Here is a 22,501-nt window from a genome sequence, read left to right as displayed (position 1 = left end):
GTGGTAGTAATGGAGCAAAAATCAACCATCGCAGAAATCAGGGCCCGTTTTGACGGAGATGTGGAGCGGTTCTCCCATCTGGATACCGGACAAGTGTCTACCATCGACGCCAGGTTGTCGCTGGAGTTGATTACCGAATCAGCGAAAAGGCTGGTGCCGGGCGCCCGTACCGTATTGGATATCGGATGCGGTGCAGGCAATTACACCCTGATGATGTTGTCCAAACTGCCGGATCTCGATTGCAGCCTGGCAGATCTAAGCGGACCGATGCTACAAAAGGCGCAGGAACGGGTCAGCGCCGCTACCCGGGGCCATGTGGATATCCTGCAAGGAGATATCCGGGACCTGGAATTACCGGAACAGCATTTTGACATCATCCTGGCTGGCGCGGTATTGCATCATTTAAGGGATGATGCAGACTGGGAAGCAGTTTTTGCCAAATGCTATCGGCTTTTGAAACCCGGCGGCTGTCTGATGATCTCCGACCTGGTCACCCAGGAAACGGAACTACTTACCGCCTACAGCTGGGAGCAGTACGGCGCTTATCTGGAAGATATCGGTGGTCAGGATTACCGGGAAAAGGTTTTGGCTTATATTGAAAAAGAAGACAGCCCAAGGCCGGTTACCTATCAGTTGGAGTTGATGAAAAAAACAGGATTTACAAAAACTGAATTATTGCACAAGCATATGTGCTTTGCAGCTTTCGGTGCCGTAAAATAAAAGTACAGCAAACAACGGATCTCCGGGCGTCAAGACGCCGGCGATCCTTAAAAATTTAAATAGTAAGGAATGAAACAGGTTTATACCATCACGGTTTACACGGAAGATCAGATCGGGATTGTGTCCCGTATCTCCACCATCTTCTCCCGCAGAAAAATCAATATTGACAGCCTGAATACCTGTCCTTCTGAAGTAGAAGGCATTCATCGGTTCACCATTGTCATTAATGAAACTGAAGAAGTCGTAAAGAAACTCTGCCGTCAAATTGAAAAACAGGTGGAAGTATTAAAAGCCTATTATAATACAGATGAGGATATCATCTGGCAGGAAATGGCTTTATACAAGGTTCCCACTACCATTGTGGAAGAAAAGCTCGTGGTGGAGCGTTTTCTGCGTAAGTATGGCGCCCGGGTTGTCGCCATTCGGGAAGACTATACCATTTTCGAAGCCACCGGCCAAAGGGAGGAACTGGATGGCCTGGTGACTAAATTCGCTGAATTCGGACTGATTGAATTTGTGCGCAGTGCCCGGATCGCTATCATCAAAGCCAGTGAAGGTTTCCACCGTAAACTCAAAGAATTTGAAAGCAGGGAACCGGGAGAAGAGTTGGTGGAAAATGAATTTTTAAACGACAATGAACAGGTGTTTACTATGTAATCCTGTTCAGGAACCAAACCAGACAAGATAATAAATATGTTTGTACTAGATAATATCGACAGTATCCGTAAAAAAGTAATTACCATAGTCCGGTCGCTGAGCCCGGAAGCGCTGAATACCATCCCCGAAGGCTTTAACAATAATATCGCCTGGAATTTCGGACATATCGTGGTCAGCGGCTACAGCCTGGTCTTTAAGGCTACCGGAGCGGACCCGGACTTTTCTATTCCTTATGTGGAACTATTCCGAAAAGGCAGCAAACCCGGGGAACCGGTGTCAGCAGCCCAGGTAGAAGCCCTGATTGAACTTTCCGACCGGTTCACAACAACGGTAAAAAAAGCGTTAACACAGGAAGAAAGTTTCCGCGATATTACTGCCTACACCACGGGTACTTTTGGCGTAAGTGTGACGACTATCAACGATATGCTGGTTACTGTGGCCATGCACGATACCTGTCATTGGCAGACGATCCGGGATTACCAGCGTATATTAGCGCTTCGGCAAGAGAACCCGCGGGTTGCCTCCTAAAACAACAAGATAGTAAAATTCAAAATCACAAAAATTAAATACGGACAACAAAATGGCAAATTATTTTAACACATTACCACTCAGAGAGCAATTAAATCAACTTGGTGTATGTGAGTTTATGGACAAGGATGAATTCCTGGACGGCGTAGATGCCCTCAAGGGTAAAAAAATTGTAGTTGTAGGCTGCGGTGCGCAGGGGCTGAATCAGGGTCTGAACCTGAGAGATAGCGGACTGGACGTTTCCTATGCCCTTCGTCAGGAAGCAATTGATCAGAAAAGGGCCAGCTGGAAAAACGCCACGGATAACAATTTCAAGGTGGGCACTTATGAGGAACTGATTCCCACAGCTGATCTGGTCATTAACCTCACTCCGGACAAACAACATACACAGGTGGTAAGTGCGGTAATGCCGCTGATGAAACAGGGTGCCACCCTATCCTATTCCCACGGCTTCAATATTGTGGAAGAGGGCATGCAGATCCGTAAGGATATTACCGTAATCATGGTAGCTCCCAAAAGTCCGGGTAGTGAGGTACGTGCTGAATACCTGCGGGGCTTTGGTGTTCCGACTCTAATTGCCGTACACCCCGAAAATGATCCTCAGGGTAAGGGACTGGACGAAGCCAAAGCCTACTGTGTGGGTACAGGGGGCCATCGTGCAGGGGTGTTAAAATCTTCCTTTGTAGCCGAAGTAAAATCGGACCTGATGGGCGAACAAACCATTCTTTGCGGCTTGCTGCAAACCGGTTCAATCCTTTCCTTTGATAAAATGATCGAAAAAGGAATTGATCCGGCCTACGCTTCGAAACTGGTGCAATATGGTGTGGAAGTGATTACCGAAGCATTGAAACATGGCGGTGTAACCGGTATGATGGACCGGCTGAGCAACCCGGCAAAAGTCAAGGCATTTACAATCGCTGAGACACTAAAAGAAATCATGCGGCCTTTGTTCAGAAAACATCAGGACGATATTATGAGTGGTGAATTCAGCCGCATCATGATGGAAGACTGGGCCAACGGTGATGCCAACCTGCTGAAATGGCGGGCTGAAACCGGCGAAACTGCTTTTGAAAAAACCCCTGCCGGCGACATGAATATCAGCGAACAGGAATATTTCGACCACTATACGCTGATGAGTGCTTTTATCAAGGCAGGTGTGGAACTGGCCTTTGAAACCATGGTGGAAGCCGGTATCAAACCAGAGTCTGCCTATTACGAGTCCCTCCATGAGACGCCGCTGATCGCCAATACCATTGCCCGTAAAAAACTTTTCGAGATGAACCGGGTGATCTCAGATACCGCCGAATACGGATGTTACCTGTTCGATCAGGCCTGCAAGCCGCTGTTGGCTGATTTCATGAAAACCGTCGATACCGACCTGGTAGGCAAAAACTTCAATGAAGGCAAGAACGGGGGTGTTGATAACCAGCAATTGGTGGAAATCAATGAAGCCATCCGAAATCATCCTGTAGAAGAAGTGGGTAGAACACTGCGCAAAGCAATGACCGCGATGAAAGCGATAAAAACCGCTTAAATTCAACCGTCCTTCCGACCTGGTCCTTTATACAGAACTTAGATGCGCGCCAATCCGGGCGCGCATTTTTTAAAACAGATCTTTTCAAATATATCCCGGAATGAGCGATAGGCCGGCCGCGCTTATGGCGGACCTGTTGATCAATCGATAGCAGGAAGGAAACCGGCACCCCGTGCCTGCATTTACCCGCATCCAAACAGGAACCCGCAGGGTGCTGGTTGCAACTTTGAAGACATGGGCCCTGGGCTGTGTTTTGACAGGGGTAATCACGAATGATATATTTCAATATAACCTGCATTCAGAACTTTAATTTTGACGATGTAAGTGTTAAAGAGCGTGTCGCTTACACCACATCCACAGGGCCATGCATGGGTATTACGCTCCATTCACAGCATGAGTTATTTAAAAATAGAAAATCTCCAGGTCCGATATGGCCTGAAAACAGTTATCAGCCAGCTGGACCTTCAACTTGAAACTGGTCAGTGTCTGATCATCAGCGGTGAGAGTGGTGTCGGAAAGACCACACTCGGACGAGCGATTGCGAGACAACTACCTTCGGAAGGCAGCATCCTTATGAATGGTACCGGAGGTGCCGGTATGGCCGACAAGATACTATTTGTTGACAGTTGGTACCGGTTCACCAATCTGGAAGGGGACCGCAATTTTTATTATCAGCAACGTTACAATCACCAGCAAAGAAAGGAAACGGTCAGTATTGCCCGGGAACTGGATCTTTATGGCCAGGAGCATGCACTGAATCCGGATCGGCTGAAAACCCTGCTGCAGGAACTGAACTACAGTCAGGTACTGGAAGAACAGCTATTTGAAATTTCAAGCGGGGAACATAAAAAGTTACAACTCATCAAAGCCCTCTGGCTGCGGCCGGCCCTGTTGATCATCGACCAGCCCTATACCGGACTGGACAGCGCTTCACGTCAGGTCCTCAACCGGTTACTGGATGAATATCTGAAAGCAGGCATGTTGATACTGCTCAGCAATGATCCCGAACTGCCTGCAGGCACCACCCACAGGATGCGACTCCGAGAGGGAAGACTGGAGATAAATGACGACGAATGGTCCAGTCCGCCAATCCCGTTGAAACCAATTCCGGAATTTCTGAAACAGGCGCCGGCATACAGCAGTACCGATATGATCCGGATGAAAGATGTCAGTATTCACTACGAAGCCAAGCAGGTACTTACCGACATCAATTGGGAGGTCCGTGCCGGTGAACGCTGGCTCCTGCAAGGTCCTAATGGCTCCGGAAAGTCTACCCTGCTCAGTTTGATCACCGCCGATCATCCGCAGGCATATGCCAATGATATCCGGCTGTTTGGTGTGCAACGCGGAGGTGGCGAAAGTATCTGGGACATCAAGAAAAAACTGGGACTGATCTCCCCGGAACTCCACTGGTATTTTGACAGTAATGCCACTGTAGCCCAAAGCCTGGCTTCGGGCTTCTTCGATGCCAATGGTCAATATCAGCGACTCCGTTACAGCCAGAAACAACAACTGGAAGCCCTGCTTCATTTTTTTGATCTCTATGAAATCAGAAATGAGTTGCTTTCCACCCAGCCTTTGGGCAAACAGCGGCTGGCCTTACTCGGAAGGACCATCATCAAGAATCCGCAGCTACTGGTACTGGATGAACCCTGTCAGGGACTGGACAGGCAGCAGACCCGGTATTTCAACGATCTGATAGATGCGATCAGCAACAATGGCGTAACGATTATTTACGTGGGGCATTTTGAATCACAGCTCCCCTCCTGTCTTACGCACAAACTGGTACTTTCTCAGGGACACATGATGGCCAATGGACCAATCAGCAATTAACAAACAAGCTCCTGCTCATACATTCCTGAGCAGGTTGGCTGCCTGATCCAGCACTTCCGGTCTTTTCGCAAAGCAGAGCCGGACAATTCTATCGTCAGTGCCGCTTTTGTAAAAGGCACTGAGTGGGATCGTGGCGATTTTATGTTCCACTGTCAACCATTGAGCGAATGAAAGATCGTCCAGTTCACTAATAGCGCTATAATCATATAATTGAAAATAGGTTCCGCGACTGATTTCCAGGTGCCGCAATCGGGATGGCAGCAATCCGTTAATCAGGCGGTCTCTTTTCTCCTGTAACAGGTCCGAAGCAGCGCCTGGTTTTACAATTTCCAGATACTTCATCAACGCATACTGGGCTGGCGTGCTAACACTGTAAGCAAGATACTGATGTATATTTCGGAAGGCGGCGGTGATTTGAGGACAAGCCACGATATAACCCATTTTCCAACCCGTGATATGAAAGGCTTTCCCAAAGGAATAGATGGAAATCACCTGTTCCCCGATGGCTTCCTGCAAAAAACCTGGTGCATGGGACTGCCCATCAAAAACCAGATGATCGTACACTTCATCTGAAATGACATAGATCTGTCGTCCGGCGACCAGGGTTGCAAGTAGCTGCCAGTCCTGCTGTGTCCAAACATATCCGGTAGGGTTATGTGGTGTGTTGATCAATAGGGCCCGGGTGCGGGGCGTTATGGCTGCCGCCATCTTTTCAAAATCCAGCGCAAACCCGTCGGCTGATTTCAAACTGACAGCGACAGGTACGCCGCCATTGATCTCGATGGCGGGCCTGTAACAATCAAATGCAGGTTCCAGATATACGACTTCATCTCCCGGTCGGATCAGCGTGGCCATAGCTGTAAATATGCCATAGGTGGCACCCGGCGTAATGGTAATAATATCCGCGGAACAGTGGTTCGACCTATATCGCTTGTTCAGATCAGCAGCGATTTTTTCCCGAAACATACCCAGGCCGGGCATGGGTGCATACTGGTTAAACCCGGCCGAAACGGCCTCCCGGAGTAATTCGCCCAACTCAGGAGCGACGGGATAATCCGGAAGTCCCTGAGACAGGTTGCAGGCCTGATGTTCATTTGCCAACCGGGTCATTACTGCAAAAATACTTAAAGAAGATGCCGTATGTTTCGTTGCTATATCCATCACTTGTTCACTGTTATATTTGGTGCAAAATAACAGCAACTCTGGCAGACGCAAGTAATTTTGTGTATCCGGTGCCCGGAAAAATAAAATTGAATACGCCGGGAATTGGGCTCCTGCAGCGCAGGTCTCTGCCAATTAGTTCGTAATTTTAAGGTCTTTACCGACGTTTCAAAATATGCAATCCGATACAAATTTATTATACGATCATATCCTGGAAGCCGCCGAGCGGCTGAAACCAATCGTTACGAAAACACCCCTCCAGTACAATAGCTTTCTGAGCAAAAAATATGGCGCCAATATTTATCTAAAGCGGGAGGACCTGCAGACCGTACGTTCTTATAAATTAAGAGGCGCTTACAATCTGATTTCTTCGCTCCCCAAAGATGTCGCCAGCCGGGGTGTGGTATGCGCCAGCGCAGGTAACCATGCACAGGGATTTGCTTATAGCTGTCAGCAGTTGAATATACATGGTGTTGTGTTCATGCCGATTACTACGCCGAATCAAAAAGTACAGCAAACGGAAATGTTCGGCGGAGATAAAATCACTATTAAACTGGTAGGAGACACTTATGACGATTGTGCCGCCGCAGCGCAAGCGTTCTGCGAGCAGCAGAACATGACTTTTATCCATCCCTTTGATGATAAAAAAATTATTGAAGGGCAGGCTACTGTAGGCGTCGAGATCTGGGACGAACTGAAAAATATTGATGCCGTTATTATTCCGATCGGCGGCGGCGGGCTGGCCGCTGGTGTTGGGACTTATTTAAAAACGGTCAGCCCGAAAACCCGCATCATTGGTGCTGAACCGGAGGGAGCTGCTTCGATGATCGCTGCACTGAAAGCGGGCCAACCCGTCACACTCGACAGTATTGACCGGTTTGTGGACGGTGCGGCAGTTAAACGGGTAGGTGCCCTTCCCTTCGATAGCTGCAAAAAAGTGCTAGATGATGTCATCGCCGTTCCGGAAGGCAAAATCTGTTCCACCATACTGAATCTTTATAACAGGAATGCCATTGTGGTGGAGCCCGCCGGTGCCTTATCCATCGCTGCGATCGATCTGCAGCAGGATGATATCCGGGGAAAAAATATCGTTTGTATTGTCAGTGGCAGTAACAATGATATTGACCGGATGCAGGAAATAAAGGAACGGAGCCTACAATACGAAGGGCTCAAACACTATTTCCTGGTTAACTTTGCCCAAAGACCTGGCGCCCTGAAACAGTTTGTCAATGAAGTATTGGGGCCAGATGATGACATCACACGGTTTGAATACATGCAAAAGACCAATAAGGAAATGGGACCCGCGCTGATAGGGATCGAACTCAGAAATCGCGATGATTATCAGGGATTGCTGGAAAGACTGGAAGAACGGGGTATGCAGTATAAAGAACTCAACAAGGACGATTCTCTGTTCAGCTACCTGGTATAACAGCGATCCCTATAGAATTGCTTAATCCGGCTGATGCGCCTTATTAATGCCCGCCTCAACAGCAGTGGCAAAATCCTGGAAAGCCTTTTTGCTGACCGCATCGTCGCCCATCATCACAGGTACGCCTATATCGCCACCTTCCCGGATGCTTTGTACCAGTGGAATCTCTCCCAGAAAAGGCAATTCGTATTGTTCTGCCAATTTTCTGCCACCCTGCTTTCCGAATATATAATATTTGTGATCGGGCAGTTCAGCAGGTGTAAAATAGCTCATATTTTCTACCAGACCGATAATCCGGGCCGGCAATTGAGCCTGACCGAACATCGCGATTCCTTTCTTTGCATCTGCTAGGGCTACGTCCTGCGGTGTGGTGACAATCACGACGCCCGTTACCTGAATCAGTTGTAATAAAGTCAGGTGGATGTCTCCGGTACCCGGTGGCATGTCCACTATCAGGTAATCCAGGTCTCCCCAGTCCACATCGGTTACAAACTGACGGATGGCGCTGCTGGCCATGGGGCCCCGCCATACAACCGCCTTATTGTCGTCGACAAGTAACCCGATACTCAATAATTTAATACCAAAACGCTCCAACGGTACAATTTTACCTTTTCCGTCAACATCCCGCATCATCGGTCGCTGCCCCCTGACACCAAACATAATGGGTACGCTGGGACCGTAAATATCGGCGTCCATCAAACCTACTTTCGCACCATCCTGTCCCAGGGCCAACGCCAGATTCGCCGCTACGGTACTTTTACCGACACCGCCTTTACCGCTGATGACCGCAATGATATTCTTTACCGAAGCCAGCGGCGCTTCGGGTTGCTGCTCGTAAGTGCCGGGCCGGCTGGTGGGAGCACCAAAACTAATTTTAACTACGGCATCCTTATTCACTTCTTCCTTGATGGCCTTGATGGCTTCGCTTTTCAACTGCAACCGCTGGTCCGCGTCGGCGGTATTTACATTAAGATTAAAAGATATATAATATTTTTCGATCGCCAAATTCTGTACCGCCCCCGAACTCACGATATCCGTGCCATTGTCGGGATTCTGCACTTTTTTTAACGCTTCCAAAATGGTTTCTTTTGTCATTACTAAAGCTTATGTTAAATTCAATTGTAATTCACAAAGTTAAACACCTCCGGGGTGAAATTGTTGTCTTTATTAACATTCATGTATTTAATTTTGACGCAGTGAAAAGAATACTACTGTTTATTTCGGTTACCTTTTTTTTCGGATGGGGCCAGGCCAATGCGCAGTTTGAAAAAGCGCGCGATTCAGTGGTGCAGCTTTATGGTGTAATTATGACTGCCGATAGTCTGGATGCGATTCCAGCAGTCAGCATTACGATTAAAGGTACCAAAAGAGGTACGGTGACCAATCGCGACGGTGTATTCTCCATCGCAGTATTGAAAGGTGATATCATTGAGTTTACCCATGTAAGTTATCTGGCTGAGGAAGTCCGGATTCCGGACACCCTGAAAGGGACGCAGTACAGCATCGTAAAGACCATGGTAAGGGATACGGCCTACCTGCCGGTGGCGATAATACGCCCCCGTCCCACCAAGGAACAGTTTGCCCGTGATTTTGTCAATGCCCAGGTCGATGATGATGAGATGGAAATTCTACGTAAAGCCAATACACCGGAAGCCCGGGCAGCTTATCTTGCCAAATTACCATATGATGGCCGGGAGATGACCGGCCGGCAACTGGACCAGGTGTATCAACGGGCCCGTTACCAGGGACAGGTCCCCCCGCAGGGCATATTTAATCCTGCCGCCTGGTCGGAATTCATCAAAGCATGGAAAAGGGGTGATTTTAAACGGAAGAAATAATAGCTGTCAACACGTCCTTTGCGGGACGGACCGTTTCAATATTCTTTGCTGAGATAATATTCAAATTCTAAAGCACCTTCCAGGGCTGTTGCCGCATCTTCAAAAAGGCCGATCAGTCCACCAAAGGTCTCCAGCTGTGAAAGTGAAAGATGTACAAACCTTACCCGCAGGGGCAGGGCAGCATCACCGGTAACAAAATCCCATAGGGCGTCCAGGTTATTGCCAAAATATTCGGGCAGGTCCCACCGACGGCCCGCCATCTGATAGAAGTCTGTCATCGACCCGATTCTGGAGAAATCAAATTCCAGTTCTTTCATCGTTTTTGAAAGGTTTTATAGTGATCATAGCTCACATAGATCAGGCCATCGGAAGAATAAAGCAACCTACGGGCATTCCGACGGCCACAATCATAATCCAGGTCTGCTTCAAACCATTTTCGGCCGGATGCTACCGGCAACTTTCGCTCCCGATTGGAAAAATGATCACCGCCTATGGCATATCCTTCCAGGAGGTCACACAAGTTACCGCTTGCCGGATCCCAGCCCCGGGCCCGGGCCTGCTTTTTGGTCAGGTAATAATCCGGCAACTGCTGGTGGGATCTCAGGTAGGCGATCACGGTCGCTTCCCGGGTTTTTGCCGCTATGGTCGCTGTAGCCGATACTTCTGAAGACCCTCCCTGCGCTGTTCCGCCCTGGTTATACAGATACCAGCCTGCAGCCAGCAGGAGTACAATTACCAGATAAATAGCTTTGGAATGCTTCTTCATACCGGAACAAACTTAGGCAAATAATAACTTGCTTGTACAGGGAATCCTATTTTTGCTGCATCTTGAAGGATTTAAAACCTATCAATATGATCCAGAATATTGCTGTAATCGGCGCCGGCACCATGGGGAACGGAATTGCCCATGCATTCGCCCAACATGGTTTTAATGTGCAACTCATCGACCTTTCTGCCGCACAATTAAACCGGGCCTTGGAAACCATCCAGAAAAACCTGGACCGCCAGGTGAAAAAATCGCTGCTTACCCCAGCCCAGAAACAGGCCACACTGGATCGTATTCAGACCGGCACCGGGCTGGACCAGGGTCTGGAACAAGCGGCACTGGTGGTGGAAGCGGCCACTGAAAATGAATCCATAAAGCTGCAGCTCTTCGAACAGCTGGATCGGGCTGCCCCGCCGGATTGCCTCCTGGCCACCAACACCTCTTCGATCTCTATCACCAAGATTGCAGCGGTTACGCAGCGTCCGCAGCAGGTGATCGGTATGCATTTTATGAACCCCGTGCCGGTAATGCAACTCGTGGAAGTCATCAATGGCTATGCCACAGCGCCCGAAGTGACCCGGCAGATTCTGGACATTTGTCAAAGGCTGGGGAAAATTCCTGCGCTGGCCAATGATTATCCGGGATTTGTGGCCAACCGCATTCTGATGCCCATGATCAATGAAGCGATCTTTACCCTTCAGGAAGGCGTTGCGGGCGTCAGCGACATAGATACCATTATGAAGCTGGGGATGGCCCACCCTATGGGTCCCCTGCAACTGGCAGATTTTATTGGTCTTGATACCTGCCTGTCCATACTTCAGGTAATGCACAGGGGGTTCGGACAACCCAAATATGCGCCCTGTCCCTTACTGGTCAATATGGTTGCCTCGGGCCGGTTGGGTATTAAATCCGGTGAAGGTTTCTATACCTATGTTGCCGGCAGTAAGGAATTAGTGGTGAGCGGGAAATTCAGGTAAGGCGGTGATGGCCTGAAATCCCTGGTCGGTCTTCTTCCAGCCATGGGTCTGCTGTCCATTGGTCAATATCAGATAATTGGCTGGCATGGCAATATGGTATCGCAGAATCTGCTGCAGGGTCTGGTCGGTTAATGGAACGGCGGTTCGCTTGCATTCGATCAGCATCCAGGGTTGATGCTCCGAGTTATATACCAGAATATCAAATCGCTTTTTCAGGGAACCCAGATAAATTTCCTTTTCCAGGGCAATCAATGTAGCTGGATAACGCATTACCTGTAGCAGGTAACCGACAAAGTTCTGTCGTACCCATTCCTCATCCTGAAGCAGGAGCCATTTTCTGCGGAGCTGATCAAATATATAACGCTGCCCGTTTCGTATTTCCGTTTTAAAATCCGGTGCAGGGTATTCTATTAAAATCATAGGTCCAAAAATAAAAGTTTATTTTGCATCTTATGAAAACAAAGGAAGACATCGTCGCCAACTGGCTGACCCGTTATACCGGAGAATCCCTGAAAAATTTCGGTAAATATATTCTGTTGACCAATTTCAGTAACTATGTGAAGCTGTTTGCTGCCTGGCACAAAGTGGAGGTAATCGGGCTGGATAAACCGATGCAATGCGCCACCGCCGACGATATAACGATTATAAATTTCGGTATGGGCAGTCCCGGCGCAGCCACTATTATGGACCTGCTCACAGCGATTGAGCCGCAGGCCGCTTTATTTCTGGGTAAATGCGGTGGATTGAAGAAGCGCAATAAGGTCGGCGACCTGATTCTACCGATCGCTGCCATTCGCGGCGAGGGAACTTCCAATGATTATTTTCCACCCGAAGTCCCGGCCCTCCCGGCATTCGCCCTTCAGAAAGCTGTGAGCACGTCTATCCGGGAAGCCCGCACAGATTATTGGACCGGTACCGTCTATACGACCAACAGGAGGGTCTGGGAACATGATGAGGATTTTAAGGAATACCTGAAAAAGATCCGTGCTTATGCTATTGATATGGAGACGGCCACCATATTCACGGTAGCTTTCTATAATAAAATACCGGCGGGGGCGTTATTATTGGTAAGTGATTCGCCGATGATTCCGGAAGGGGTAAAAACCGAAGAAAGCGATAAAAAAGTAACCCTCAACTACGTCGAAAATCATTTGAAAATCGGCATCGCTTCTCTACAGCAACTGATCAAAAACGGAGAAACGGTAAGACATCTTAAATTTTAACCTCCACTAATTTGCATTCATCAATAAATACCTATAATATGAAACAGTCCCCTTTCCTGATTTGCATCGCAGCCATCCTCTTGCTGGCTGCCTGCACCCCAATAGCCCAGAAAACCACCGGTAAAAGATACAAGGGCAAGTTCGAAGTCGCCGGGCTTTGTTCGAATTATACTTTTTCGAACACTGACGGAACGATAGATGAATCGCTGGTAGTGCCGTTATGGACCAATCCACAGACCGGTAAAATTTATTCCAGTGCATTTACCGTCAAAAACCCCTGTGACCTGCCAAAGGATTTAAAGGAGGGCGATGAATTTTATTTTGAAATCACGAATGGTCCAGAAAAGAATTGTGCCGTATGTTTGGCTTTATACCCGACTCCGGAGAAGAAACTGAATATTAAAGTTCTGGAACGAATCAACAAATAATGCAATATCCACTGCTCGCTATTGAAGAACTGTCGATCAGTTTCATGGTCAATGGCCAGTTACGTCCGGCCCTCAGCCAAATTTCTCTGACGGTAGAGAAAGGTGAAATTGTGGCGTTGGTAGGCGAAAGTGGTTCAGGCAAATCCGTCACTTCCCTTTCTATCCTGGGTCTGCTACCCACTCCCCCGGCCCAAAAAACAGGAGGGCGCATTCTGTTCAGTGAGGACGGCCAAAAGGTAACCGAGCTCAGCGCAGGTTCCAGACAGCAACTGCGTCATATCCGGGGTCATAAAATTGCCATGATTTTTCAGGAACCGATGACTTCCCTGAATCCGGTTTTCACCTGTGGTCAACAGGTGGCCGAAGCTTTGCGGGCACACCAGAAAATATCAAAGCAGGAAGCGAGAAAACAGGCCATTCAATGGTTCGAAAAAGTAAAACTCCCCCAGCCTTCATCTATTTACGATCGCTATCCTCATGAGTTGAGCGGCGGCCAGAAACAAAGGGTGATGATTGCCATTGCGATGTGCTGCCGCCCCGCCCTGCTGATCTGTGACGAACCTACTACAGCACTGGATGTTACTGTACAGAAAAGCGTCCTGGAACTGATCAAAGAATTGCAGCAGGAAACCGGTATGGGTGTCATCTTTATCACCCATGATCTGGGTGTTGTGGCCCAAATCGCCGACCGGGCCATCGTTATGTACCGGGGGACTATCGTAGAACAGGGAACCGTAAATGATATTTTCAGCAGGCCCGGTGCTGCTTATACCAAAGCTTTGATTGCTTGCCGGCCGGTGAACCATAAACGGGGTGAGCGCCTGCCGGTCGTCAGCGATTTTATGGAACCCGCATCCGAAGCACCTGACCAGAGATCCGTTTCGGTGATCGAAACAAGCCCGCTGAACAGGACGAAACCCGCTACCACAGATCCGGAAATACTTATTAAAGTCACAGATCTATCGGTATGGTTCCCCAATAAAAGAAACTGGCTGGGTCGGCCCCTTAGTTTTATCCGGGCGGTTGACGGGTTAAGTTTTGAAGTCTTTGAAAACGAAACCCTGGGTATTGTCGGCGAAAGTGGTTGTGGAAAAACCACCCTGGGCCGTGCCCTCCTGCAGCTACAAGCAGTCACCAGTGGTAATATTTTTTACCGGGATACCAATCTGAGACTTTGCAGGCCGCCACAACTCCGGCAACTGCGGCAACACCTTCAGATCGTATTTCAGGATCCCTATTCTTCGCTGAATCCCAAAAAAAAGATCGGTGCTGCTATAGAAGAACCGCTGATCGTCCATCGGTTGTTACCAACCGCAGCATCCCGGAAACAGAAAGTCATCGAGCTGCTGAAAAAAGTCGGCTTACAGGCCGAGCATTATGATCGCTATCCCCATGAGTTCAGTGGAGGTCAGCGGCAGCGTATCGTCATTGCCCGGGCACTGGCCCTCCGGCCCTCTTTTATTATCTGTGATGAATCGGTGTCCGCGTTGGACGTGAGTGTACAGGCCCAGGTGCTGAACCTCCTGAACGATCTGAAAAGGGAATTCGGCTTTACCATTGTGTTCATCAGCCATGATCTGGGGGTTGTCCGCTATTTCAGTGACCGTATTATCGTCATGAATAAAGGGAAGATCGAAGAAATGGGACCCGCCGATCAGATTTACGAGGCGCCTGGCACGGAATATACCCGCCGATTGATCGAAGCAATTCCCCAGGCGGGCTAAAAACGTTCAGGAATCAGAGAATCATTTACACAGCGCATTGTTTAGGGAAAAAACTTGATATATCGGGTAAATATATTACCTTTGCAGCCACAAAATCGAAAACCGGTGCCGTAAGACCGGGGCTCGGATGGAAAAACCTGTCTGGCAAAACAGACAAAGTCTCCCCCCAACCTCAGCTTCTCGTCATCATTTTCAATAAAACGTGTTGTAAAACCCAAAAGTCTTTAGCTTTTGGTAGGTAGAACAAAGGGTAATTGGATATTTTACTAGGCCGTTTACCACTATTTTGTCAGTAAAAGACATAAAAACCTCGTAAGGGACTTGCGAGTACACGTATGAATCGACAACCCGTCTTCCAACTCCCGGGAGCGGTAGACGGGTTGATGTGAAATACCAAGCCAAACAATCCTCGGTTGTTGGCAGTTCACTGGTTTAGAAACACTAAAATGAATACCTTACATGAAGCTTTCACAATTTCAATTTGACTTACCGCTTAACCTGATCGCCCAACATCCTGCAAAAAAAAGAGAAGATGCCCGAATGATGGTGGTTCACCGCCATACCGGCGAAATCGAAAACAAGTATTTCCGGGACATTCTGGATTATTTTGACGATAGGGATGTATTTGTGGTTAATAACACCAAAGTATTTCCGGCCCGCATGTACGGTCGCAAGGAAAAAACAGGTGCAAAGATCGAAGTCTTTTTACTTCGGGAGCTCAACAGGCCCAACCGGCTCTGGGACGTAATTGTGGATCCGGCCAGAAAGATCCGTGTCGGCAATAAACTTTATTTTGGCGAAAATGAAGAGCTGGTGGCTGAAGTTATTGATAATACGACCAGCCGCGGGCGAACCATTAAATTTCTTTGGGAAGGCGATGAGGAAGGATTCCGGGCTCAATTGGAGATTCTGGGCGAAACACCCCTGCCCAAATATATCAAGCGGAAACCCGACGAAGAAGACAAAGAACGTTACCAGACCGTTTATGCCAAACATGAAGGTGCTGTAGCGGCACCTACTGCGGGCCTGCATTTCAGTCGGGAGCTGATCAAACGCCTGGAGATTAAAGGCATTCGTTTTGCTGAAATCACCCTGCATACGGGTCTGGGTACTTTTCGTCCCATCGAAGTAGAAGACCTGAGTAAACATAAAATGGACGCCGAATACTATAATATCGATGACCAGGCATGTAAAATCGTAAATAAAGCGAAAGAAACCAATCACCGGATCTGTTCAATTGGTACAACTACTATGCGGGCTATGGAATCTTCGGTGACCGCTCAAAAATTATTAAAAGCATCAGAAGGCTGGACCAATACATTTATCCATCCGCCCTATAATTTTAATATCGCTGATTCGCTGGTAACTAATTTTCATCTGCCCAAAACCAGCCTGATGATTATGACCAGCGCCTTTGCAGGTTACGAACTGGCAGTAGAGGCCTATAAAAAAGCAATTAAAGATAAATACCGGTTTTTCAGTTACGGAGATGCATTATTGATCCTGTAACCCCAAACCCTTCAACTATTAGTAAGGCTGTCCCGATGGACAGCCTTTTCTTTGGACCATTGACAGCTGCTGTTTTTTTTCGGGCACCCTCCGCCCCAAACGAAAAAAACCGCTCCCGAAAGGAAGCGGCTCATCTGTACTCTCAAGCTGTTTATTTTACTTCGTCTACTGAAATTTCGTCTACAACTTTTTGATTGCGGGTTACATTATAAGTACCCACGGTCTTGCCATTCAAATCTGTAACAGTGAATGTCAATTCGTATTCATTGCTGTACACTTCATTATCTAGCTGATAATTGCGGACAATGTTTACACCTTCTACCTGATCACAATAAAACACGTTACCGGATTTGTCGCTGATAGAAACAAAGTAAACAGCTTCGGCATTGTTCTTCAGAGACAGTCTGTACACGGGTAATTTGTTTACATTACCGACGTAGTTTAATTGCACTTTATCATCGTCTTTAAGTTTTACTTTTAAAACGGAAGCGGCTACGGTGGTGGTGATTAATGTAATGATTGCAATAAGTACGAATACTTTTGTTCTTGATAAATACTTCTTCATGGATTTTAGGTTTTATATGTTTAATAAATTAATTCCTACAAGATTTACGTCGGCCTCTAACGGTGATGCGAACGTCCGTTTTGAATGCGGAATATGATTGAAAGAAACTTTGAGCGCTGCAGGGGGGCCCTTCCTGTTTTAGTTAACTGCTCTGGTTGAAATGTTCATTTTAATTTCCTCCTTTCAAGTGCTTTTAGTCAATTTCCGTTGAAACGGTATTAATTCTTCTTGCTTGTTCTTGTCAACCGGTCTGGATCTCTCTGTTCCGGTTTGATTTGTTTGATGATGCAAAATTACATGAAAACCACCCCCTGATGCAAACCATTTATTCGGCAATAACCTGAGTTCTAAAATTTCAATTAACATATATTTATTTGGTTATCAATAGTTTACCGCAGTCTCTTTTATGATATCCAAGACCTGTTTTCATTTACAAAACTATCAGTATAACACAGAAAAAGGCCCCACTTTCGTGGGGCCCTGATGAATTAAAGAGAAGCTGCCTTACTTTACTTCATTAATGGCGACTTGCTCAATTACTTTTTTTACCTTGGAAATATTATATACACTCAGGGCTTTGCCTTTGCTGTCAGCAATGGTGAATGTGAATGTATACTCATTATCGTTGTTGCCGTTAAACTGATAATTACGTACGATATTTACACCGCTTATTTTTTCGTTGTAAATTCTGTTTCCTTCACTGTCGGTAACAGATACATAATATACGCTGTGATCCGCATTGTGCAGGGACAACCGATAGACTGGTAATTCATTGAGATTTCCAACATAACTGACCGATGCCTTTTTATCCTTGTCGCCGTCGTTCGCGATAGCTTTTACAGATGTAGCTACAGTCAGCAGCAACGCCAGGGCTGCTATTTTAACGTTTGATATGTAAGTTTTCATTTTGAATATTTTAATAGTTAAAGATCATTTTTAAATTGCAACGGATGCTTATGCCTTATAGCTTGGTTGTTGCAGACGGGCATCTCCGGTTGTTGTCAGGGTATTCGAAAAAAGAACACCTAATTTGTACGCGACGCTAATCGCTTTTGCTAATTGAGCTTTCATAATAGTCTCCTTTTTTTAAGGGTTTATAAATTAATTCTCGTCATACTGGTGAGCATCGCCGGGCGGCAAACAAAACGAGACAAACGAATACTTTTTAGCGCTATTTTCAACTACTGTATCAGTTGATTGCTGGTGTATTATGACATAAAGATACATCGCCAAAATATCAGTTTAAAACCAATATTTAGCGAGATATCGGAAACTGAAATCTAAAAGCATCCTTGCAATTGCCTGATAATCTGAATGCTACTTCAAGGGACACTATGATCTCCAACTACCATTTCCGCTGTTCCAACATCAATACCGGGCCCTAAAATTCCCCAATAGCGGCCATCCCGAAAACAGCCAATGGCCGCCTGTATCACTTTGGATGCCAGACAGCCATTTTCCTAATGCATTAACGGGCCGAATTTCAGGATGCTTTTGAACTGGTGTCGTACCAGTCTATTTTCTTTGAAAAATACATCAACAGGGCAATGATTACGAATAGACCCAGACTGCCAAACAATAAGGCATAATCCTGTAGTTGAATTAAAATATAAATGTATAGATACAGACCCGCCAACGCGGCAGTGAACAGCAGTGCGATGCTACGCTTCTTGAAAATACCCCATATATAGAAGCCTATGAGGAGCACCGTTGCTACCGATGCAATCAGGTAAGCCGGATTGAATCCCGTGTATTCTGAAATAGATAGCAGCAGGGTATAAAATACACAAAGTGAAAATCCGACCAACAGGTATTGTAGCGGATGTATCTGTCGCTTTTGTATGATTTCAAGGAAGAAAAACACGATGAAAGTCAGCGCGATAAACAGGATCGCATACTTCACCGACCGTTCCGTTTTTGCATAACTGTCAGTTGGCTGAATCAATTTGACGCCGAAAGCAGAAGCCTCCAGATCATATTTTTCGTCCAACCAGGTTTGCGGATAACTCCGGGAAACCTGCAGTACTTTCCAACGGGCATTAAATCCACTGTCCGTAACATGGCTGGCGACCGGTAAATAGTCCCCGTCGAAGGCCGGGTCCTTCCAATCCGAAGAAAGTTGTACCAGCGTGGTCTTACCCACAGGTGTAAAAAACAGATGTTCGGAACCTTTTAATTTAAGCTGAATTTCAAAACCGGTGTCGCTTTGCGGATCAAAAGGTACCGGGGCACTTAGTCCCTGTTTGACCGCCGTGTTGACAGGAATGCCCGCATCCATGGCAATCATTTGCCGGGCCCATTTAATGCTGACTTCCTCCTCCAGGCCTCTGGCATCGTTTAAACCCAGCACCAATTTTGCTTCATTCCAACGGATATCAGCCGATTTCAGTTGCAGGGGTGCCAGATCTCCTGCCATAAAAACACCTTTCAACCGAAGCACGGATTTATAAAGTGAAACATCATAAAGACTTCGATGACGGATTTCAGGCAACAATTGGCCATTTACATCCAGGGAATGGGGCAGCAGGACCAGGTTATCCAGCGTCGTTATGATTTTACCATCCTTATCCTTCTCATAGGTCTGGTAAGGAATGACCAATGCCGGGCCAACGACGGTTTGTGCAGAAGCCCATTTTGAGCTTATTTCTTCCATTACTTCCTGCTGGCGGTCCTTTCGTTCCCGGACCAGTCCCTGTAGCAAACCGGCGGGTATCAGCATTAACAGAATCAGAAATCCAATCAAAAATCCTTTAATCAGGTTTTTATTTCGCTCAAAGAAACCGGGGTTCTTTTCAAAAGAGGTAGGCATTGTTTCCATTTTTATCATTTTAAAATTAAAAAGCACTTTGTATTTCAAAGCATATAGGTAAAAAAAATTTTATCTGTTAAGCAACTTTTCCAGGGCATTAATATGTTGTAAAAAAGCTTCCTTCCCTTTCACCGTGACAGCATAGGAAGTGCGTGTTTTTTTGCCCACAAATTCCTTTGTCACTTCTATGTATCCGTTGGACTCCAATGCATTGATATGGCTGGCCAGATTGCCATCCGTGACCTGCAGGTGCTCCTTCATCTCCAGGAAGTCGACACTTACATTCACCATCAATACCGACATGATGCCTAAACGTACCCGGCTTTCGAAATTTTTATTTAAATGTTCTAATAAACTCATCGTATAAGAATATAAGGCCCCTATTCATATTTTTTGTACATAATAAAGCCATATACAATATGAAGGATACCGAAACCAATCGCCCATAACACCAAACCATATCCCGGGAAAAAAAGTCCGGTAATCCCCAGAAATGCTTCGCAATAGCCCAGTTGCTGAATATCCGAGTAAGTGTATTTCGCGGTATTGATCAACGCCAATCCGTAAAAAACCAGCATCAGCGGGGCAATGATCCCCATGAAACCGTTATACAAGACCGCCAGACAGGCCAATCCGCCGACTATTAAGGGGACTGCCAGGGCCAGTACCACCTGCCGGGAAGTTTTGGTCCAGACTTTCAGCCCCTGTCGCCGGCTTTTTCTAATCGTAAACACCAGGCCCGCCCCAATGGCACCTATGAGTACCAATATAGCCACGATAACCAGTTGCAATACCAGCTCGCTTGAATACTGATCGCGCCGGCCGTCAAAATAATCCACCCCTTCCCTGCTGATGAGGGCATAAACCAACCCCGCCCCCAGCAGGGCAATGATGCCGGCGACAATACCAGACAGCCCGCTCAGCGAAATAAACCTTGAGGATTGCTCCATCATTTTCCGGATATGCTGGAGGTCTTCTTTTATAAAATCATTCATAAAAAGTGCTTTGCACTACAAAGTAATTAAGAAATACCATTACCTCCAAATTTTTTTTACATAAATAAAGCCATCCCGAAAGATGGCTTTGTACACTAAGCTTGCGTTGTCCGTTTTTATCTGCGGCCGCTGGTGCGATGACGACTGCTGGCACCCTGAACGGATCGGCTTTTTGTATCCGTATTCCGGTTGGTTCGCACTGTGGGTTTAACTGGGGTATTCCGGTTTTCGGTAACCCGGGAATGATTGTCAGAAGGACGCCTATCTGCATGCCGGTTAAATTTTACAGCATTGTTACTGTTTCTTGCAATATTATTCCTGCTGGCCGCGCTATTTTTCCATTGCTGGTGCATTGGGTGAAAACGGCTTTCAAAATAACGACTGTCCCGGCTGTCCCGGATCAGGGCCTGATTATAAGTGTTCCGGTATTGTCCGTATCTCAACCTGTCACTACGGTTGTCACGGTAAGGTGCGTAGTTTCTGTTGACGACAACCTTATAAGTGCGGTACAAATCCACCCGACCGTAGGTTCCGGGCAACATACTGGCATAGATCCAGTTTCCCCGGCGCAGGTAAATGAACCTGCCGCTGTTTATATCATAATAGGCATTATACGCAGGCAGGTAATAATAACGGGCATAATCATAACCAACCGGTCCCCAGGCGGGCTGGTTGCCAATATTTATTTGGATGCTTATCTGCGCCTGGGCAGCGCTGGCAAATCCCAGGACAATGAATGCGGCAAATATCAACTTTTTCATAATTGGTAATTTTAGGGTTTACAAATATTGTTTTGTGAACGCTTTGATCTATAGACGCTCCACAATGGCTAAAAGCGGTTGCCTTAGCAGGTTTTATCAAATTCTTAGGACTTGTTCAAAATGTTGCAGTAAACCGCATAAAAACACAAGTATGCGGTGCATGCCCTAAATTTGTCTTCTATGAGCAGCAATAAAAAAGGGAAAGCCAAACAGGAACCTGTGATTCTGATCACCAATGATGACGGAATAGATGCGGCCGGTATCCGGGCGCTTTACGAAGCCGTCAAAGACCTGGGCAAAGTCGTTATCGTAGCGCCCGATAAGCCCCAATCAGGAATGGGACATGCCATTACTATTGGTCATCCCCTGCGTTTACAGCGAAGGGACCTATTCGACGGTGCAGAAGCCTATGCCTGTTCAGGAACACCGGTGGATTGCGTCAAGCTGGCCGTAGATAAAGTGTTGCATCGCAAGCCTGATATCTGTTTGAGTGGCATTAACCATGGTCCCAACCACAGCATCAATGTGATTTATTCCGGAACCATGTCTGCGGCTATGGAAGCCGCGATCGAAAGTATTCCTGCAGTTGGATTTTCTTTGATGGATTACAGTACCGATCCTGACTTTTCCGCCGCACAGTATTATGTCAGGCTGATAACAGAGAAAATGCTAAAACCGAATTTAAAGCGTCATTTCCTGTTGAATGTCAATATACCTTATGTACCGCAAAGTGATATCAAAGGATATAAAATATGTAAACAGGCCTATGCCAAATACAATGAAAAATTCCTGGAACGCAAAGATCCCGGCGGCAAGAAATATTATTGGCTGACCGGAGAATTCATCAATTTTGATAATGCGCGAGACAGCGATGTTTGGGCACTGGCCAATAATTATGTCAGCATCGTACCCGTAGAGTTTGACTTAACCGACTATAGTCTGAAATCCAAACTGGAGAAAGAATGGGCCGACCTGGAAGGTAAGGTAAAACCTAAAACCGTGAAAAAAATCGTACGTACCAGTATGCGTAAATCTTATTAATTT

General features: G+C 46.8%; 24 protein-coding genes. 13 read left to right on the top strand and 11 right to left on the bottom strand.

Annotation, left to right across the window (positions count from 1 at the left end; genetic code table 11):
• Positions 1-9 precede the first annotated feature (9 nt).
• The 5 genes from ACYVI9_RS03390 to ACYVI9_RS03370 all read left to right on the top strand — a co-directional run bounded on the left by ACYVI9_RS03390 (position 10) and on the right by ACYVI9_RS03370 (position 5,272).
• Positions 10-720: a class I SAM-dependent methyltransferase gene (locus ACYVI9_RS03390; protein ID WP_460760685.1), complete on the top strand. Its 711-nt coding sequence runs from the start codon at positions 10-12 to the stop codon at positions 718-720.
• Positions 721-789: 69 nt separating this feature from the next.
• Complete coding sequence (gene ilvN, locus ACYVI9_RS03385) at positions 790-1,377, top strand: acetolactate synthase small subunit (RefSeq protein ID WP_460760683.1); 588 nt, start codon at positions 790-792, stop codon at positions 1,375-1,377.
• A gap of 36 nt (positions 1,378-1,413) precedes the next feature.
• Positions 1,414-1,905 (top strand): DinB family protein, encoded by a 492-nt coding sequence (locus ACYVI9_RS03380; RefSeq protein WP_460760680.1) that lies wholly within the window; start codon positions 1,414-1,416, stop codon positions 1,903-1,905.
• Between the two features lie 52 nt (positions 1,906-1,957).
• Positions 1,958-3,439: a ketol-acid reductoisomerase gene (gene ilvC / locus ACYVI9_RS03375; RefSeq protein ID WP_460760677.1), complete on the top strand. Its 1,482-nt coding sequence runs from the start codon at positions 1,958-1,960 to the stop codon at positions 3,437-3,439.
• A 324-nt stretch (positions 3,440-3,763) separates the two neighbouring features.
• On the top strand, positions 3,764-5,272 hold the full coding sequence (locus ACYVI9_RS03370; RefSeq protein ID WP_460760674.1) for an ATP-binding cassette domain-containing protein: 1,509 nt from the start codon (positions 3,764-3,766) through the stop codon (positions 5,270-5,272).
• Positions 5,273-5,287: 15 nt separating this feature from the next.
• On the opposite strand, the gene ACYVI9_RS03365 is transcribed toward ACYVI9_RS03370, so the two are convergent.
• Positions 5,288-6,433 carry a methionine aminotransferase gene (locus tag ACYVI9_RS03365; RefSeq protein ID WP_460760672.1) on the bottom strand — a complete coding sequence of 382 codons (1,146 nt, stop codon included), beginning with the start codon at positions 6,431-6,433 and terminating at the stop codon, positions 5,288-5,290.
• Positions 6,434-6,608: 175 nt separating this feature from the next.
• Here ACYVI9_RS03365 and ilvA point away from each other — a divergent pair, with 175 nt between their 5' ends.
• Positions 6,609-7,862 carry a threonine ammonia-lyase IlvA gene (ilvA, locus tag ACYVI9_RS03360; RefSeq protein WP_460760669.1) on the top strand — a complete coding sequence of 418 codons (1,254 nt, stop codon included), beginning with the start codon at positions 6,609-6,611 and terminating at the stop codon, positions 7,860-7,862.
• A gap of 21 nt (positions 7,863-7,883) precedes the next feature.
• Here ilvA and ACYVI9_RS03355 read toward each other — a convergent pair whose 3' ends face one another.
• Entirely contained in the window at positions 7,884-8,957 is a 1,074-nt protein-coding gene (locus ACYVI9_RS03355; RefSeq protein WP_460760667.1) for an Mrp/NBP35 family ATP-binding protein, read from the bottom strand.
• 101 nt (positions 8,958-9,058) lie between these two features.
• On the opposite strand from ACYVI9_RS03355, the gene ACYVI9_RS03350 reads away from it, so the two are divergent.
• A complete protein-coding gene (locus tag ACYVI9_RS03350) occupies positions 9,059-9,700 on the top strand; it encodes a carboxypeptidase-like regulatory domain-containing protein (protein ID WP_460760664.1) in 642 nt (213 codons plus the stop codon).
• Between the two features lie 35 nt (positions 9,701-9,735).
• Here ACYVI9_RS03350 and ACYVI9_RS03345 read toward each other — a convergent pair whose 3' ends face one another.
• Positions 9,736-10,017 carry a barstar family protein gene (locus tag ACYVI9_RS03345; RefSeq protein WP_460760661.1) on the bottom strand — a complete coding sequence of 94 codons (282 nt, stop codon included), beginning with the start codon at positions 10,015-10,017 and terminating at the stop codon, positions 9,736-9,738.
• On the bottom strand, positions 10,014-10,466 hold the full coding sequence (locus ACYVI9_RS03340) for a ribonuclease domain-containing protein (protein WP_460760658.1): 453 nt from the start codon (positions 10,464-10,466) through the stop codon (positions 10,014-10,016). The genes ACYVI9_RS03345 and ACYVI9_RS03340 overlap by 4 nt, the downstream gene beginning before the upstream one ends.
• An 86-nt stretch (positions 10,467-10,552) precedes the next feature.
• On the opposite strand from ACYVI9_RS03340, the gene ACYVI9_RS03335 reads away from it, so the two are divergent.
• Positions 10,553-11,443, top strand: coding sequence for a 3-hydroxyacyl-CoA dehydrogenase family protein (locus ACYVI9_RS03335; RefSeq protein ID WP_460760656.1), 891 nt, complete (start codon positions 10,553-10,555; stop codon positions 11,441-11,443).
• Here the strand turns inward: ACYVI9_RS03335 and ACYVI9_RS03330 are convergent.
• Positions 11,417-11,863, bottom strand: a complete 447-nt coding sequence (locus tag ACYVI9_RS03330; RefSeq protein WP_460760653.1) for a type I restriction enzyme HsdR N-terminal domain-containing protein — start codon at positions 11,861-11,863, stop codon at positions 11,417-11,419. The genes ACYVI9_RS03335 and ACYVI9_RS03330 overlap by 27 nt on opposite strands.
• A 32-nt stretch (positions 11,864-11,895) precedes the next feature.
• On the opposite strand from ACYVI9_RS03330, the gene ACYVI9_RS03325 reads away from it, so the two are divergent.
• From ACYVI9_RS03325 to queA, 4 genes are all read left to right on the top strand, one after another.
• Positions 11,896-12,666, top strand: a complete 771-nt coding sequence (locus tag ACYVI9_RS03325) for an AMP nucleosidase (RefSeq protein WP_460760651.1) — start codon at positions 11,896-11,898, stop codon at positions 12,664-12,666.
• A gap of 38 nt (positions 12,667-12,704) precedes the next feature.
• Positions 12,705-13,094, top strand: coding sequence for a hypothetical protein (locus ACYVI9_RS03320; protein ID WP_460760649.1), 390 nt, complete (start codon positions 12,705-12,707; stop codon positions 13,092-13,094).
• Complete coding sequence (locus ACYVI9_RS03315; protein ID WP_460760646.1) at positions 13,094-14,818, top strand: ABC transporter ATP-binding protein; 1,725 nt, start codon at positions 13,094-13,096, stop codon at positions 14,816-14,818. Before ACYVI9_RS03320 ends, ACYVI9_RS03315 begins: the two co-directional genes overlap by 1 nt.
• A gap of 459 nt (positions 14,819-15,277) precedes the next feature.
• On the top strand, positions 15,278-16,327 hold the full coding sequence (gene queA, locus ACYVI9_RS03310; protein ID WP_460760644.1) for a tRNA preQ1(34) S-adenosylmethionine ribosyltransferase-isomerase QueA: 1,050 nt from the start codon (positions 15,278-15,280) through the stop codon (positions 16,325-16,327).
• A gap of 151 nt (positions 16,328-16,478) precedes the next feature.
• Here the strand turns inward: queA and ACYVI9_RS03305 are convergent, their stop codons facing one another.
• The 6 genes from ACYVI9_RS03305 to ACYVI9_RS03280 all read right to left on the bottom strand — a co-directional run bounded on the left by ACYVI9_RS03305 (position 16,479) and on the right by ACYVI9_RS03280 (position 21,457).
• Positions 16,479-16,892: a hypothetical protein gene (locus tag ACYVI9_RS03305; protein ID WP_460760641.1), complete on the bottom strand. Its 414-nt coding sequence runs from the start codon at positions 16,890-16,892 to the stop codon at positions 16,479-16,481.
• Between the two features lie 504 nt (positions 16,893-17,396).
• A complete protein-coding gene (locus ACYVI9_RS03300) occupies positions 17,397-17,798 on the bottom strand; it encodes a hypothetical protein (protein WP_460760638.1) in 402 nt (133 codons plus the stop codon).
• Between the two features lie 577 nt (positions 17,799-18,375).
• A complete protein-coding gene (gene creD, locus ACYVI9_RS03295) occupies positions 18,376-19,710 on the bottom strand; it encodes a cell envelope integrity protein CreD (protein WP_460760635.1) in 1,335 nt (444 codons plus the stop codon).
• A 60-nt stretch (positions 19,711-19,770) separates the two neighbouring features.
• On the bottom strand, positions 19,771-20,061 hold the full coding sequence (locus ACYVI9_RS03290) for a winged helix-turn-helix domain-containing protein (RefSeq protein WP_460760634.1): 291 nt from the start codon (positions 20,059-20,061) through the stop codon (positions 19,771-19,773).
• Between the two features lie 20 nt (positions 20,062-20,081).
• Positions 20,082-20,696 (bottom strand): hypothetical protein, encoded by a 615-nt coding sequence (locus ACYVI9_RS03285; protein ID WP_460760631.1) that lies wholly within the window; start codon positions 20,694-20,696, stop codon positions 20,082-20,084.
• Between the two features lie 116 nt (positions 20,697-20,812).
• A complete protein-coding gene (locus ACYVI9_RS03280; RefSeq protein ID WP_460760628.1) occupies positions 20,813-21,457 on the bottom strand; it encodes a hypothetical protein in 645 nt (214 codons plus the stop codon).
• A 180-nt stretch (positions 21,458-21,637) separates the two neighbouring features.
• Between ACYVI9_RS03280 and surE the strand changes: the two genes are divergently transcribed.
• The gene (gene surE, locus ACYVI9_RS03275; RefSeq protein WP_460760626.1) at positions 21,638-22,498 is read left to right on the top strand and encodes a 5'/3'-nucleotidase SurE; all 861 of its coding nucleotides are present in this window, start codon (positions 21,638-21,640) and stop codon (positions 22,496-22,498) included.
• Positions 22,499-22,501 lie beyond the last annotated feature (3 nt).

The organism is Niabella terrae, assembly GCF_054783135.1.
This window is presented reverse-complemented; position numbering and strand designations above follow the sequence as displayed.